This is a genomic window from Microvirga ossetica, from assembly GCF_002741015.1.
Lineage (GTDB): Bacteria > Pseudomonadota > Alphaproteobacteria > Rhizobiales > Beijerinckiaceae > Microvirga > Microvirga ossetica.
Window position 1 is genome coordinate 659,658 of sequence record NZ_CP016616.1, and the last position, 14,910, is coordinate 674,567.

The window sequence follows — 14,910 nt, forward strand, 5'->3', positions numbered from 1 at the left end:
GCCCAGGGGGCCAATGCGCCATGGCACGCGCCAGCTATGTGGTCAGCGCGCCCGCCACTGGCCCAGTGCGGATACCGACGCAATCCGTCCATGTGTACCGACTTGAAGTCGTCCATGGTTCCGATTTGATGCCGTCCACCCTTCCGAACTGAAGCCGTCCATCCTTCCGATTTGATCCCGTCCAGGGCTCAGGCGGAAGAACCGTGCTGCACCGGGTCATCCAATTGGGGCATTTCGACCTCTCCACCAGAGAGGGACGCGATGCCGGCAAACAGAGAGATGACCATGCGACAGATGCGGCAAGTGCTACGGCTCCACGCGAGTGGAACCAGCGACCGCGCAATCGGCCGGATTGTCGGCGCGGCGCGCTCGACCGTGCGGGACGCCATCCAGCGGGCCAAGGCGGCCGGGCTGATCTGGCCCCTGCCGGAGGACCTGAGCGATACCGCCCTCGAGGAGAAGCTGTTCGCCCGGGCGGGCGCCCGGATCGGAACGCGCCGCCGGCCGGAGCCGGATTGGGCCCACCTGGTCCAGGAGCTCAAGCGGCCTGGCGTCAGCATCGCCATCCTGCACGAGGAATATCTCGCGGATCATCCGGACGGATACGGCTATTCGCGCTTCTGCGATCTGTTTCGCTCCTTCGAGCGCCGCCTGACGCCGACCATGCGCCAGCATCACGTCGCCGGCGACAAGGTCTTCGTCGATTATTCCGGCAAGAAGCTGCCGATCGTCGATCCGCTCACCGGCGAGATCCGCCACGCCGAGATCTTCGTGGCCGTACTCGGCGCCTCCAACCTGACCTATGCCGAAGCGACCTGGACCCAGACCCTGCCGGATTGGATCGAAGCCCATGTGCGCATGTTCCGCTTCCATGGCGGCGTGACCAAGCTCGTTGTCCCGGACAACCTGAAGAGCGGCGTCCACAAGGCCTCGTTCTACGATCCCGAGATCAACCGCAGCTACGGCAAGATGGCGGCCCACTACGAGGTCGGCATTCTTCCGGCCCGACCGCGTCGCCCGAAGGATAAGGCAAAAGTCGAGTCCGGCGTGCGCTTCGCCCAATTCTACATTCTCGGCCGCCTGCGCCACCGCACCTTCTTCTCGCTCCAGGAGGCCAATGCGGCCATCGCCGAGGCCGTCACGCGCATGAACAGTGTGCCCATGCGCCGGCTCGGCGTCAGCCGGCGCCAGGTGTTCGAGACCATCGAGAAGCCGGCCCTCGCACCATTGCCGGCGCAGGACTACGTCTTCGCGCACTGGCAGTTCGCCCGGGTTGGGCTCGACTATCACATCGAGGTCGAGGGCTTCTTCTACTCGGTGCCGTTTGGCCTCATCGGCCAGCAGGTCGAGGTGCGCGTCACCCAACGCACGATCGAGGCCTTCCACAAGGGCGGGCGCGTGGCTGCCCACGCGCGGCGTTTCGCGGGACGGGCGCACGGCACGCAGGCCGAGCACATGCCGAGCTCTCATCGCCGCTATGCCGCCTGGTCGCCCGAGCGCTTCCGCTCCTGGGCGGCGGTGATCGGCCCCCACACCGAGGGACTGATTGCCGCCATCCTGTCGGCGCGCCGCCATCCCGAGCAGGGCTTTCGCACCTGCATCGGGGTTTTGCAGCACATGCGCGGCATCCCGAAGGAGCGTGTCGAGGCGGTCGCGGCCAAAGCCCTGGCGATCCGGGCGCTGACCTACAAGAGCATCGTGTCGCTACTCGACACCTACCACGAGCGTGCTCCCGCCCCGGCGGCCGACACGCCCGTGATCACCCACCCCAACGTCCGCGGACCGGGGTATTTCCACTGAACGGAGACCGACCATGTTGACCCATCCCACCCTCGACCAGCTCCACGCGCTGGGCCTGCACGGCATGGCCAAGGGCTTCAAGGCGCTCGGCGCCAATCCCGAGGCTGACGCGCTCGGCCATGCCGAATGGCTCGGCCTGATCCTCGATCATGAAGTGACGACGCGCCAGCAGAAGCGCTTCGAGACCCGGGCCAAGACAGCCAAACTGCGCCATCCTGCCAGCGTCGAGGATGTCGACTTCCGGGCCGCGCGCGGCCTCGACCGGGCACTGTTTCTCAAGCTGGCGTCCTGCGACTGGATCCGCGAGCGGCGCAATCTGTTGATCACCGGCCCGTGCGGCGTCGGAAAGAGCTGGCTCGCCTGCGCCCTTGGACACCGCGCCTGCCGGGAGGATCTGTCGGTGCTCTACCATCGTGTGCCGCGGCTGTTTGCAGCGCTCGATCTCGCCCGCAGCGATGGCCGCTACTCTCGCCTGTTACGCACACTCGCCCGGGCCAAGCTGCTGGTGCTCGACGACTGGGGTCCTGAGGCGCTCACCGGCGAGCAGCAGCGCGATCTGCTGGAGATCGTCGAGGACCGCTATGATGCCGGTTCGTTGCTGATCACCAGCCAAGTGCCGGTCGAGAACTGGTACGCGATGATCGGCAGCCTTCCAACTCTGGCTGACGCCATTCTCGATCGGGTCGTGCACAACGCCTACCGGATCACTCTCACCGGCGAGAGCCTGCGCAAGACCCGCCACGCGCAAGCCGACGCTTGACCAGCGCCACCGCCTCAACCACCATCCATCAACGACCCGAAGAGCGGCGCTCAGGTGGACGACTTCACCTCGGAACCACGGACGGCTTGAAATCGGAATGCCTGGACGGCTTCAGATTGGACGAAGTGGACGGCTTCGTCGGTATCCTCACCCAGTTTTGCGCCGCCCCGTGGTCGACTTTTGAACCGCCGTTGACACAAGCTGGGCGATCAGGGCTTCGGTGTAGTGGAGGATCAGGCGTCGAAGCTTCGGACGGGTCGAGATCGCCTCATGCATTTTATCGGTGGCAATTCGGGATGCAGTACCGGGGACTTGAACAATGTAGCGACCGACCGACTCACGGGTGACAACCGCACTGATGAAGCCAATCACAGCTTCGCAACCGAACACGGTCATCTCGGCACTGCCGCCGTCCTCCATCACATCGACGAGCGATACGATGATGTCATGAGGAAAGTAGATGTAACGGATAGTCTCGTCCGTCTCGTAGAGAATCGTACCCTTAGGCAGGATCACGCCTTACAGATGCGGCTCCAGATACGCGAAGTCTTCAGGTTCAAGAGCCGCCAGAAGGCAGTTGGTTCGATGGTCTGTCGCTGTTCGCTCCTGCCGCATGCGCGAGGATCGCACTCCTTGGGGAGACCTGATCCGATCATTGTTTCGCGCCTAAGCTTGGCTGGCAATGCAGTCGATACGAAAGGCTGAGAGTAGTATCTCCGCACGGCCGTCACAAATTCGTGAGTTATGATGTTGCTTGAACTGGACAAAAGACGGGTTGGGCGCTCTCAGACGAGCATTGGAAGCAAGAGCGCGTGACATGCACCTGCGCCTCGGAAGGGACTTCGGTGATGAGGGTTTTCGGCGCGAGGCAATACTCACAACCCAGCTTCTGCAACAGGTCGCGGCACTGGAACTGCGATCAGGCCACCGTGCCTGGGCGTGAGGGATATCGAGTCGATGCCAATTGAAGATGAAGATTGAAAGCAAGTCCCGAATGTCAAAAATCGCGGGTTCCTGCCCGCTATCCACAGCCTTATAAAAAGTTGGTTAACGCTTCCTCAACCCGCCTCTATTTCTACTAATGCGGAGATTTGGAGGCGGCTATGGGAAGCAGCGTCGAAGGTGGTAGACGGGTTTCCATGATGTCTGATGAGGAGCTTCTGCGAACGATTGGTCAGGACCTCCGCACCCTCTACGCGGATATCATCCGACAGCCCTTACCCGCGAAGATTGAAGCTGCTCTGACCCGCATTGATCGTGCACAAAGTCTGAGTGGCAACCTGAGCCGACCGGCACTGCACTGGGCCAAGGCTCCACTCGCGTTCTAAGCATTTGCGAGAAAGGCAATAGCGACGACAAGGGAGGCAGCAAGGACGCTGTATTCAGCCCATGGGCAATATTGCGACTTGCTGTGAAAGTTCACTTCGCCAAACATTCCAATCCTCCATCAAGGCTCGTCCGATTTGCGCTGCCGATTCATGTTCTCGAATTGTTCCCATCCTTCGGTTTCGGCGTCAAACTTCAAGCCCACAGGAGCATTTTCCAAGGGAGCCTTAAACTCCGTGGGATTGCGGAATGAGTCTGATCAAAAAATGGGACGAGCCGCCGCTCGATCAGTAATATGTCCATCTCGATAACTTTGGACGAAGGCTTCATCACTCGAATGAAGCTGAGTCTGCCAGTTGGATGGGTTCTGCTGGGAGGATTGTCGAGATAGCATGCTTGTAGACAATCTGTGTACCGTTGCCGCGAACAAGCTGGATTGTGAAGTTGTCAAACGATCTGATCTGGCCCTGTAGCCGAATCCCGTTCGCCAGAAAGATGGTTACCTCACTCCTCTTGTCGCGGAGATACTTCAGGAACTTGTCTTGAAGGCTTGAGGTCTTCTGTGTTGGCATTGCACTGTTCCTGATGGAGAGACACTGCATCAGAGCAGGCCATCCCTGTCAAAGGTATTGAATGCTGGGAACGGCCCTTCGAGGCGGTGTGATAGAAGGACGAGCATGTTTGAGCAGCAATACCGTTGGAACGAGCTTCCCTTAGTGGACGGACCGGGAGCTTACGCCTACTTTCTCCATCAGCCAGATTGCGCTTCCGACGATCAAGATCGATCCCAATGGCATGCTCTACGTCGGGATGACTGCGAGTAGTTTGGATTCAAGGTGCCACTTCAACCATTCGCATAGTGGCTTCTCGACGTTTCGCCAGTCGCTCGGCGCTATCCTCGAGCAGACCCTCGATCTCAACGCTCGGCCTCGGTCCTCTGGTCTGTCACTATCCAACACTCAGAACTTCCGGTTCGACGAGGCATGTGAGGCCCGATTAACCGAATGGATGCGGGATAATCTTCGTTACGCTCATGTAGCTCTTACCGAACGGGTCGAAGCAGAAGAGGCTGACCTGATCAGATCGCTGGAGCCTCCGCTGAATCTGACAGGCTGGAAGAATCCTCAAAAGCCACTCATCCAAGAGCTACGTCGTACCTGTGTGCGTGAGGCAAGGGGACAAGCCACCGACGCCCTTTCGTAGCTGCATAAGAGATCACCGCTCCGATAGACCATCGCCATCCCGATTCTATCAGGCTGTTCTCTTGGAGGATCGTATAGGGCCTGCTTTTCTGTGTTCGGAGAGGGCGCGAAGGATCGAATATATTCAAGCATTTAGGTAAACCTGGGGTACGGCTTTCATCTCGCATTTCCCCGCATGTTTCCGTACCTACTCCCCCAGTTTTTTTCTGAGCTACAGTCTCTTGCGACTAAAACTCTTGGCCTAGCCAATCAGCCTATACTGCTCCTTGCGGTGAGGGGAAAAAGGGGCAACCGATATGAACGATCACCTGTGGAAGAGAAGATTTTGGCACAGCGCAGTTGAAGTGATGATGGCTTATGGCTGCCTCTGAGATACTTGCTCCCAACACACTCACCGGCTAAGGGCTCCTGCGAGACAGATCACCGCCCGGTTATTGGGGAAGATGCGCACCACATCCGCGCCGCTTGATCTCGCCCTCCTTGCTCTTGTGGTGACCGAGCCACTTGGCCAAAAGTTGGAGGTCCTCGGTCCTAACTCATTCGAGGTCGTTACCGGCAGCAGCCCTACTGCCCGCCCAAGGCTAACGAGGATATCCAGGCCTGATGCTTGCGCGGCGAGAGCGGCAAATCGTTGATGTCTGCGTGGCAGCCTGCATTCCTGAAATGCACGATGGGCCTCGCAGGACTTGAAGCAGTGCGCAAGTTCATTAAGGACCTTGGCACGAGGCCGCGCCAACTGACAGGTCGCGGCTCGTATCGGGTGTGGTGACTGGTCCAGTGCGGGCTCCTTTCCTCGCGCACCGACACCAATGCCGAGCATGTCTTGTCCTTGCTCATCAGGTTGACCCAAAGCCAAAGCTCGTCAGAATGTGTCTGGACAAAGTTTTCCAACTCGGCGTTGTAGGACGCCTTATCGGTGATCCACTGAGCGGACTTGATCGCATCGGCCGTCTCCTGGATCGCCTGAGCCACTTCCTTTGAGGCACGAGTCAGTTCGATCTGGAAACGAGCCTTGACGGGCTGCTGAACCGCGACCGAGGGCTCTAAACCCGGCTGAAGGGAGTCTTCGGGGTAGACCACATACGCGACTGAAAACGTCGCATCGCAGGTGATATTGTCGATGTTGATGATAGTTTTGTAATCTTTGCGAACCCGCACCAGTTGGTAAGCGGAAATCGATTGTCCGAGTAGAGTTGGAAAGAACGCGAAGCTCCTATTCTTATATTCCGGATCGAGGTCGGGAATTTTGCGCACAAGCCGCGCACCTGCCTGCTTGAGGATGTCGGTCGCCTTCTCAGTCGCGCACTGGGTGAACGGCTCGTAGGCGTCGTCTTCGCCGAACGATCCTTTGGTGAGATTGAAGTTTCGGCGCAGCGTCATGAGATTGCCGGAGCCCGCCGCGATGGACGAATTGATGAAGGCGAAGACCTCGCCCTTGACGGCTTCAGTTTTCGGGGTTTTCCCACCTGCGCAGGTGTCGAGGGCATCACTGACATCTCGGAACGTCAGAATGAACGCGGAAGCAGGCTTGGTCGAGGAAAGCAAGACGGCACCCATCATCACGCATGCAGCAGCACGATACATTACGACCCTCCGTCGGCAGTTCTTCAATCATCCCGAGGGAAGGGGTATGCGGTCAAGGGGCTAATGAATTGCCGGGATTTGATTGGTAACGGCTGATGCTCTTCGCCCTCCTCCCGGTCACTCAGGCGGAGACCTCTACTTAGCCGCGTGTTCCCTCCCCACCCGATCCGGCCCTCTACATGCGCGGGATCAACTGGCTTTGTATCAATCAAGGCGTTCGTCTTACTCCAGACCCCGTGCAAATGAGATTGGCGGAACATCGGTGAAACCAACACGACGTGTTCCGGCAATGAAGTAACAAACGCTCACGATCAACTATGAAGGTTTGGAAAGTCGCTCGACGGTTACCATCCAGCCACTATGGGAACGAAATAAGTACCCTTAGTGAAGGTTCCAGAACGGTGCAGTTAAGGCGTTGATGGTTCATGGTTGCTTCTGCGGTAGCTCCCAGCATACGCCACCGGGCGGGGCACTAGAGAAGGGCTCCTGTCCGCCACCGACTACTGCTGTGCTCAATGATCCGCCTTTTCTACGATTGCCGGAATTTGAACGCTCAAGCACAGTGATCTTCAAACTTGCGTCGTCGGCATCCTTTTCATGCGCAATAAACCATATGGCTTCCTTTGTAATCTTGAGAACCTTAAAAGCCCCACCACCAAGATCGTAACTGTACCCTTCCTTTGTTGAAACCGTCCTCGCTTGATCATCAACCGTTACGCCAATTGGGACCTCATTGTAAAAGCTACATTGGAAATTCAACAACTCCGCATGCACGATACTTGGCATCACCGCCATGCTGCAAGTTATCGAAAGGCGAAGCCAATTAGCCATGTGAGCGCTCCTGTATTCCTAAGATAGGATATTGCGAAGCGTTGCTGGTCGCAAATTTTTGGAAGTCGCCAAAGGTGTATGCCTCGCATGACTGGGCACAATGACGGACACGCCTTACCCTACTCTTTGCTAGCCGCTCTTATGCACGAGGCGTCTGGAGAGGGCTGGCGGATGTAGCTTAAGCACTTGAAGCAGCGTAGGATTTGGTTGCTGAGACCAACCCCTGCCACGATTGCACTGTGCCACACCCGCCGTGACGGACGATACAACTGCGACGTTCCCATTTCCAGCCGTTAGCCGCAAGAAGATCACCGCCGCTTTCGATGGTGGACGCTTGTCGTCCGACGGCGGCGTCATGTTCCTGGCCCAGGCCGAGCGCCGGCTCGGGATCGCCGAGCGGCTGGCGCGCTTCATCCCGGATCGGCGCGATCCCGGCCGTGTGAAGCACGCGATCACCGACATGATCCGCGCTCGCATCTTCGCCATCGCCTGCGGCTATGAGGACTGCAACGACTTCGGCCCGCTGCGCGCTGATCCGGCGTTCAAGCTCGCCTGCGGGCACTTGCCGGAAACCGGGGCGGATCTGGCCTCGCAGCCGACCCTCTCGCGCCTGGAGAACGCCCCGAGTCTGCGCGATGCCATCCGTCTGACCTATGCTCTGGTGGATCAGTGGATGGAAAGCTATGCCACCGCGCCGGATGGAGTGGTGCTGGACATCGACGACACCTGCGATGTCGTGCACGGCCATCAGCAGTTGTCGCTGTTCAACGCCCATTACGACGAGCGCTGCTTTCTCCCCATCCATGTCTATGACAGCGCGACAGGCCGCCCGGTCGCCGTCGTGCTGCGGCCGGGCAAGACGCCCTCCGGTATCGAGGTGCGGGCTCATTTACGCCGGCTCGTGCGGCGCATCCGCATGCGTTGGCCTCTCACCCGCATCACCATCCGGGGCGACAGTCACTATGCCCGTCCCGAAGCCATGGACTTCTGCGAGCAGAACGGCCTCAGCTATCTCTTCGGGCTGACCGGCACCCGACCACTCATGGCCAAAGTTCAAGATATGGCCGATGCGGTGCGCACCCAAAGGGCTGTCGAGGATCGTGACGTCGTGCGAGACTTTGCCGAGACGACACACCGGGCCAAGAGTTGGTCGTGCGAGCGTCGCGCGGTGGCCCGCATCGAAGCCACGCGCCTGGGGCTCGACATCCGCTTTGTCGTCACCAACCTGACCGGCACCAGCCCGCGCGTCGTCTACGAGAGCCTGTATTGTGCCCGAGGCCAGGCCGAGAACTGGATCAAGTTCCACAAGGCGCAACTCGCCTCCGACCGGACGTCGTGCCGGCGCGCTGTGGCCAATCAGGTTCGTCTCGTGCTGCACACGGCGGCCTACTGGCTGATGCTGTCCGTGCGCGAGGCCATCCCGGCCGCTCGCGATCTCGCCCGGGCGGAGTTTGCAACACTGCGGTTGCGCCTGCTCAAGATCGCCGTGAGGGTGCAGGAAACCACCAGCCGCATCCGCTTGGCCTATGCGTCCTGCTGTCCCGAAGCCGACCTCTTCCGCCGTCTTGCTTGGGCTCTCGCACCTCGGCCGCGGACGGCGTCGCCATGAACGGCGGGGCCACGATCGCCCCCATCAGTCCATCCAACTCCTGCCAACGCGTTCCCCATGTTCCAGACCTCATCGCGATGAAACAGACGCAACGAGCCCCCGCGATCGCAGTCCAGAACGGCAGTCATCAACATGTCTTATGAATAGGGTGGGCTAGGATGAATTTTCCAATTTGGCAGTAGGGCCGTGTCGTCAGAATTTTTCGTTACGGGAAACTGTTGAGGACGGTTCTCGGGCTTCCACGGCGCTCTGGGCTCCAAGGTGATACCCCTTAGTTCTCCATACTGTTTGACGTTCACGAAGTAAATTTTCGCCCAGGATCGTCATTAAGGTTCCAACAGACGGTAGGTTCTGGAAACCTACCGCTTCGCGAAACATAATCACGTAGGTTTAAGTCGCGGTTCGCACCCATTTCCCTGACGTGCCATCCTGATTGCTACAGAATCACGTAGGTTTAAGTCGCGTTTCCCGCCCCTTTTGCTCAGGCATCACCTACTTAAATTCATCTGAATGCGCTGAGTATGGAAGTTTGGAATGCCCTTGAGCTAGGTCTTGAGCAAAAATCCGGTGAATGCGCCGCGCCATTGCAACTCGTAAGGAGTTAGGTGGGTTTAAGTCGCACTTCCCACTCCGTCAGACCAGCCGATACAAAATCACGTGGGTTTAAGTCGCGTTTCCCGCCGCAGCGAGAGCAGCGGCGATCTTGTTTGGAAGCTCGTGACTTTCGAACTCTCCCGCCTTTACCGGCTCTCCATCCACCAGGACGGCAGATGGGAAGACCTTTCGCAAACGCTGCTGGGCTTGTTGGGAGGCATCAAGTTACCCACGCCCATACGTGCTTTGCACCACGCGATGACCTCGTCGTCGGACAGGCCAGTCGGAATCGGTGTCTCTGGATGGTCGGCGCGCGGCCTCCCGCTCAATCCCAACCTTCCTCATCCTTCTCTTCCTTGACAGGCACTATGCCGAAGAGATCGTGATCCTTACCACAAGCTGGAATTACCCACTTCTTAATGGGTTTCTTCCCAGGAGGGCCTCCGCCGAGCTTCGGGCTCATGGCTTGTTCCGGTAAAGCTCGTTGCAGCGCTCATCATTCGACCGTCGGTCAAATCGAGTCTTGGCCTCCTCATTTGTGAGACCATCGGTGAGTCTGCAATACAGCGTCGAAGCTGCGCTGACCGGTTGCGTTCATAAGTCTGATGATCGGCGGAGAACCCGGACCGGCCTCCAGACCACTAGAGCGGATACGAAGATGACCGTAGCCAACATCGCCAGCACATAGACCAGAGAAGCGCCGTCCCAGCCTTGAGCGGTCAGGGTCACAGCCACAATGATGATGGTGAGGTTGGTCAGGATGTGGAGCGCCGCAGTCTTCACGAATCGCTCGCTCCTAAAGCTGAAGAAGGCACACGATTAGGCGATGTGGATTGGAAAGGAGGAGAAATGGGTTATGAGCCCCAGGATAGTCTTCCGGGTTAATGCAGGCTCCAGCCAGATGGACTTGGCGACCCACTCAAACGTACCAATGAGCGCGCCCAGGAAGATTGCGGTTTGAAGGGAGACTGGCTGCTCCAGCCAACGACGTTTTTCAGCCACCCGGACCAGCAGGACACGCACGATCTCCTCGACCAGGGGCATGAGCACGATCATGTAGACCACGAACGTCACCCGACGGTCACCGAACCACGTCCCCCATATGTCCACCCGGAAGATCAGAAAGTCCTCGATGGCGTAGGACAACACAGAGATAGTCAGCGCGAGCAGGGCGAGCCGCGAGAAGTGTATGCGCGTATTAACTTTCCCCGACGGTGGAGACATGAAGGAAGCTCCCGTGAAGACACTCCATGAATGGGAGCGCAAGCTGAAGGCGAAATTGCGGGAGCGCGGGTGCCCGATGGACGGTTTGAATCGCTGGGACGACGAGTTGATGCGCCCGGTGTTCCGGCCCGAGCGGACAGAGGCTCTCCGGAACTATCAGTGTGACCTGAAGGACACGTTTCTCCGGCGAAACTGAAAGCCTTCAGGGCTCACGGATTTCGTCGAGGGCGACCCCAGTGAGCTTTCGCCCGTGGTGCCAGACATAACAGTGGGTGATGTCATCGTGCGGCGGATGGATGTCCGCGTAAAATTCACCGAAGGTAAGAGCGGTGCCCTTGGCGATCTCGATCTTCTCTCGGAGTTCGTCGTCCCAGGCAGGGAGCGTCTTCTCCGAGCGTTATGGAACGGCGGGCTAATTTGGCGAGCACATCCAGGGATGGGTGCCCTTCCCCTCTTACAAGCGAACATCTCTCTCCTATTGCACGAATGGTGGCGATTTCATTTCTCCTGGATACCGTTGCATTCACAGACTGCACCGGTTTGCCTGATTCTCTAAAAGGACGTTTCAACCGAAGAAGGTCTTAAAGAGCGTGGCGTCGCCCGCACAGGCGAACCGGAACCGACGGCCCGTTAAACAACCCCGATGATCCCGGATCGGCTCGATTTCGTGATTGTCGGGGCAATGCGACTCGCACCAACTCCTGCGTTTGCAAAACTGCCTTTCGAAATTCCTGTCGCCGATCTGTTCTCGGGCAAGATCATGACAATCGACGACGTAGGGTGTCGCGGCGCGACGGGCATCATCGACAAAGCAGAGCTTGGAACCGGCTGAAGCCGATAATTTTAAAACCCAGTTGAATGGGTCTTTGGGCCGGGCAAACTGATAATAACGCATTTTTTAGGAACCCCATTTGTGTATACGAGGTATTTATCGTCCGGTTCCTATGTCGGCTGCCCCCTCTGATCATGATCTCCGTGAGGAATCTCGCAGCCGTTCAATCTCGTCGAAGATGGCCTCCACTTGCTTGAAGCGCTCTTCAGCCTCCGCCCTTTGCCTGGAGGAGAATTGTCCGGATGATTATGGATTCTCCATGCTTTCCTTGCTGCCTTGAGGACGAAGGGGGGACAATGCTCATCAGTCCCAACCGATTGATGTGGGGTCCTTGTCCGCTTGCCTTCCCTGGCTTCATGCGAAGAACGGCCCCGCGCGACCATATATGAGCGCATCTCCTTCCGCTCCTGGACCAGAAGATTCACGAGATCGATAGCCCGATCCCGCTCTTGCTTCATGGCTGTCAGCGCAGCAAACAACGAATGGGCAACTTCTTCGTTAGTGGCATCGTCATCCACGCAGAACTGGGCGTAGTCTGTGCAGGATACCGTCCATTTTAGTACGGCCCGATCTCCAACCGCGAAAAGCTCATCAATCCGGCTCGTGTCGATGTTCGGACCATTGTTCATTTCTTGCTGCTCCCAGCGAGCCTGTCCCTGTTCCACGCGTTCCTGTCGTTGCTGGTATCCGGCGTCGTCACAGCGGTGCTGATGTTCCCGCTGCCGGGTATTGGTCCTGGACTACGGCCCCTCCTTGATCTTCTCCTCTGGCTTCGATGAAGAAAAGCCGTCGGGTCGCCACCATGGCTTCCACCGGTTCCACCATGGGAAGCGCTTTAAAACGTCCTTTTCCGCACTTTTTCTTCGAGGGCGCGGTTCTCTGCTGAGAAGCATCGCCAAATACTCCTCGGGATCGTCGATCTCTGGCTTCGGTGGGGCATTCGGATGGATGCTCATCGGCGGCCCTCGCAACCGAAGATCAAGCTCGCAAGGACATTGCCCTTGGCAAGAAACCGACCAGCCGCATCCCGCGTTTCATCTCGGCGGGTGTCATAGTAGCCCAGCCAACGCCCCGAGGCGTCTCGGGCCGTGATCCGGCCCGAAACGGCATTGTCTTCATACGATCCGATGACCCGGCCAGCCGGGTCGCGCAGGACTTCACGCGGCATTCCCGACTTCCGCAAAATCCTCGTCATCGACAACGTCTTCATCCTCGAAGCCGAGGTTGTTTCCCAACCCATGCCAGACACCGATCATCGAGAGGACGCCTCGGGCGCGAGGGAACAGGTCGCCGGGGGACAGCGCAGGAATCCCCAATTCTTGAAGCTTGCGGCGGAATGCGGCTGCCGCAGATGGCTCGACCTGCCCATTTCCCTTGGCGTGAATGTCGGTAAGAATCCATTGACCGTCAGTCAGGCGTCGGCATTGAGCGACAAGCCCAGGTGACGGCTTCCATTCGAGGAGTGTCTCATAGCCGATAGCTGCATGGACAACACGGGTGGAAGAACAGTTCCTGAAGCGCCGACCAAGGGCTGCGATCTCATGGCCGGAGGTCATCACCACGATATCCGGGTCATTCTCGGGGATCATCGGAAGGGTCGGAGGGCAATCTATCTTCTGAATCCACCGCGAGAAGAAAGTCGCAAGATCAGTTTTGTCGCCCAAATTCTCGACGGACTGCCGGAATGCCTCCTCAGTCGCCGACGAAACGGCGTTTCGGATAAGAGTGAAGGCAGCATTTGCATCCTTCGCCTCAGAGACACTATGGAGGCGCGTCAGAATATGATTATGAACCAGGACGGGATGGAGATGTTGGATGATCTTGATCTGGATCGCGCTGACCGGGCCAGACTGCTGATGCAGTACATCTCGCCTTACCCTATGCTGCGGATCGGTAAAGGTCTCGAACAGTGAAAAGTAGAGGCTCGGATCGGGCAGCGGATCGCCGCCGACCCGGTTGAGAACACCGAGAAGACCTTCTGGGACTGCTCCGAAGACGCTCCGGACAATCTCCTTTGCCCGAGGAGAGGCCATCACGGCACGAGCAATGCGCTCGTGCGGGCTCTTGTAGGCATGACATTCGGCGGGGACAAGGGATTGGAGGCTAGAGGCAAGGCTTTCAGGACCGTCTCGGGTCAGGACGGCCAGGGCCGCGAAGATGGCCTGCCGCCTAAGGGTAGACGCTCGGAAGGTGAATGAAATGAAGTTGGGAGAACTGGTGTCCAATTCGATAGCAAGGCTCAGGGGCCAGCCGGAAAAGGAGCGAGGTCGAAGGTGTTGGCTCGCAGGAGATCGTACCAATCGCAGGCTCCGTAATTGCCTCGGATGAGAGAAGACTCTCACGTGTCCGCATTTTGGCAATTGCTTTTTGCTTCCCGACTGTACGATTGATTGGTTCTTTGGAGTCATACCCCTTGCGACTTTTTCTTCTGCCCGTGCTTCTCTTTTCTTTCTCTGCTGAGGCCCAACAGTTTGCCGGTCAGGCAAGCGTCATTGACGGAGATACTATCGAGATTGCCGGAACTCGCTTTCGGCTGCATGGGATCGATGCGCCCGAAAGTAGCCAGATATGTCAGGATGCCGGAGGACGGGATTATCGTTGCGGGCAGAAATCAGCATTTGCATTGGCCGACTGGATCGGTCGGGCGACCGTTTCCTGTGAGCGGCGCGACACCGACCGGTATGGCCGGGTCGTCGCGGTCTGCCGTGTCCGAGGGAAGGATATGAACCAATGGATGATCCAGCAGGGATGGGCCGTCGCTTACCGAGAGTACAGCCAGGACTATGTACCGGATGAGCTTACCGCTCGGCGTGTCCGGGCAGGAATATGGACTGGCAACTTCGTTTTGCCCTCGGAGTGGCGCAAGGGGCGTAGAATCGATCATTATCCCCGTGACGTACCAGGGTATGCTGTTGGGCGATCCTTGGAGCTAGAACCCAACAATATGCTCATTGTGACGGATGCTTTAATCGTCTGCGAATAGCGCAGCGTTGGAGTTAGCTGACATCTTTCGAAGATGGAGTACGTGATTACAACGAGGCGCGACTACCTCTTTCGATATCCGCCAAAGGGTTATGAAACCAATCCCTCGCGGTCCATGACAAAGGTGCCTCCATAAGTCATATTTTCTCGTCAAAAAGAAAAGAGA

At 58.2% G+C, this 14,910-nt stretch carries 16 protein-coding genes; 7 read left to right on the forward strand and 9 right to left on the reverse strand.

Going from position 1 to position 14,910, the window contains the following annotated elements:
• Positions 1-261 precede the first annotated feature (261 nt).
• Both istA and istB read left to right on the forward strand, forming a co-directional pair.
• Positions 262-1,800 (forward strand): IS21 family transposase, encoded by a 1,539-nt coding sequence (gene istA, locus BB934_RS02900; RefSeq protein ID WP_099508288.1) that lies wholly within the window; start codon positions 262-264, stop codon positions 1,798-1,800.
• A 13-nt stretch (positions 1,801-1,813) separates the two neighbouring features.
• Positions 1,814-2,560, forward strand: coding sequence for an IS21-like element helper ATPase IstB (istB, locus tag BB934_RS02905; protein ID WP_099508289.1), 747 nt, complete (start codon positions 1,814-1,816; stop codon positions 2,558-2,560).
• Between the two features lie 147 nt (positions 2,561-2,707).
• On the opposite strand, the gene BB934_RS02910 is transcribed toward istB, so the two are convergent.
• Both BB934_RS02910 and hfq read right to left on the reverse strand, forming a co-directional pair.
• A complete protein-coding gene (locus BB934_RS02910) occupies positions 2,708-3,076 on the reverse strand; it encodes a cyclic nucleotide-binding domain-containing protein (protein WP_099508290.1) in 369 nt (122 codons plus the stop codon).
• A gap of 1,139 nt (positions 3,077-4,215) precedes the next feature.
• Complete coding sequence (hfq, locus tag BB934_RS02920; RefSeq protein ID WP_335645599.1) at positions 4,216-4,488, reverse strand: RNA chaperone Hfq; 273 nt, start codon at positions 4,486-4,488, stop codon at positions 4,216-4,218.
• A gap of 208 nt (positions 4,489-4,696) precedes the next feature.
• Here hfq and BB934_RS50815 point away from each other — a divergent pair, with 208 nt between their 5' ends.
• A complete protein-coding gene (locus BB934_RS50815; protein WP_418294745.1) occupies positions 4,697-5,089 on the forward strand; it encodes a GIY-YIG nuclease family protein in 393 nt (130 codons plus the stop codon).
• A gap of 563 nt (positions 5,090-5,652) precedes the next feature.
• On the opposite strand, the gene BB934_RS02925 is transcribed toward BB934_RS50815, so the two are convergent.
• Complete coding sequence (locus BB934_RS02925) at positions 5,653-6,672, reverse strand: hypothetical protein (protein WP_099508293.1); 1,020 nt, start codon at positions 6,670-6,672, stop codon at positions 5,653-5,655.
• Between the two features lie 423 nt (positions 6,673-7,095).
• On the reverse strand, positions 7,096-7,503 hold the full coding sequence (locus BB934_RS46785; RefSeq protein WP_157933990.1) for a hypothetical protein: 408 nt from the start codon (positions 7,501-7,503) through the stop codon (positions 7,096-7,098).
• Positions 7,504-7,756: 253 nt separating this feature from the next.
• Here BB934_RS46785 and BB934_RS02930 point away from each other — a divergent pair, with 253 nt between their 5' ends.
• Positions 7,757-9,112 carry an IS1380 family transposase gene (locus tag BB934_RS02930; protein ID WP_099512601.1) on the forward strand — a complete coding sequence of 452 codons (1,356 nt, stop codon included), beginning with the start codon at positions 7,757-7,759 and terminating at the stop codon, positions 9,110-9,112.
• 919 nt (positions 9,113-10,031) lie between these two features.
• On the opposite strand, the gene BB934_RS46790 is transcribed toward BB934_RS02930, so the two are convergent.
• The 3 genes from BB934_RS46790 to BB934_RS02940 form a co-directional block, all read right to left on the reverse strand.
• Positions 10,032-10,169, reverse strand: a complete 138-nt coding sequence (locus tag BB934_RS46790; protein ID WP_157933991.1) for a hypothetical protein — start codon at positions 10,167-10,169, stop codon at positions 10,032-10,034.
• A 131-nt stretch (positions 10,170-10,300) separates the two neighbouring features.
• Positions 10,301-10,489, reverse strand: a complete 189-nt coding sequence (locus tag BB934_RS02935) for a hypothetical protein (protein ID WP_099508294.1) — start codon at positions 10,487-10,489, stop codon at positions 10,301-10,303.
• Between the two features lie 36 nt (positions 10,490-10,525).
• Complete coding sequence (locus BB934_RS02940) at positions 10,526-10,930, reverse strand: hypothetical protein (protein ID WP_099508295.1); 405 nt, start codon at positions 10,928-10,930, stop codon at positions 10,526-10,528.
• A 13-nt stretch (positions 10,931-10,943) separates the two neighbouring features.
• Between BB934_RS02940 and BB934_RS02945 the strand changes: the two genes are divergently transcribed.
• Entirely contained in the window at positions 10,944-11,126 is a 183-nt protein-coding gene (locus BB934_RS02945) for a hypothetical protein (protein WP_157933992.1), read from the forward strand.
• Between the two features lie 447 nt (positions 11,127-11,573).
• A complete protein-coding gene (locus BB934_RS02950; RefSeq protein WP_099508297.1) occupies positions 11,574-11,762 on the forward strand; it encodes a hypothetical protein in 189 nt (62 codons plus the stop codon).
• Positions 11,763-12,714: 952 nt separating this feature from the next.
• Here the strand turns inward: BB934_RS02950 and BB934_RS02955 are convergent.
• Both BB934_RS02955 and BB934_RS02960 read right to left on the reverse strand, forming a co-directional pair.
• Entirely contained in the window at positions 12,715-12,930 is a 216-nt protein-coding gene (locus tag BB934_RS02955; protein WP_099508298.1) for a hypothetical protein, read from the reverse strand.
• Positions 12,920-14,170 (reverse strand): hypothetical protein, encoded by a 1,251-nt coding sequence (locus tag BB934_RS02960; protein WP_157933993.1) that lies wholly within the window; start codon positions 14,168-14,170, stop codon positions 12,920-12,922. Before BB934_RS02960 ends, BB934_RS02955 begins: the two co-directional genes overlap by 11 nt.
• Before the next feature lie 5 nt (positions 14,171-14,175).
• Here BB934_RS02960 and BB934_RS02965 point away from each other — a divergent pair, with 5 nt between their 5' ends.
• Positions 14,176-14,745 carry a thermonuclease family protein gene (locus BB934_RS02965; RefSeq protein WP_099508300.1) on the forward strand — a complete coding sequence of 190 codons (570 nt, stop codon included), beginning with the start codon at positions 14,176-14,178 and terminating at the stop codon, positions 14,743-14,745.
• Positions 14,746-14,910 lie beyond the last annotated feature (165 nt).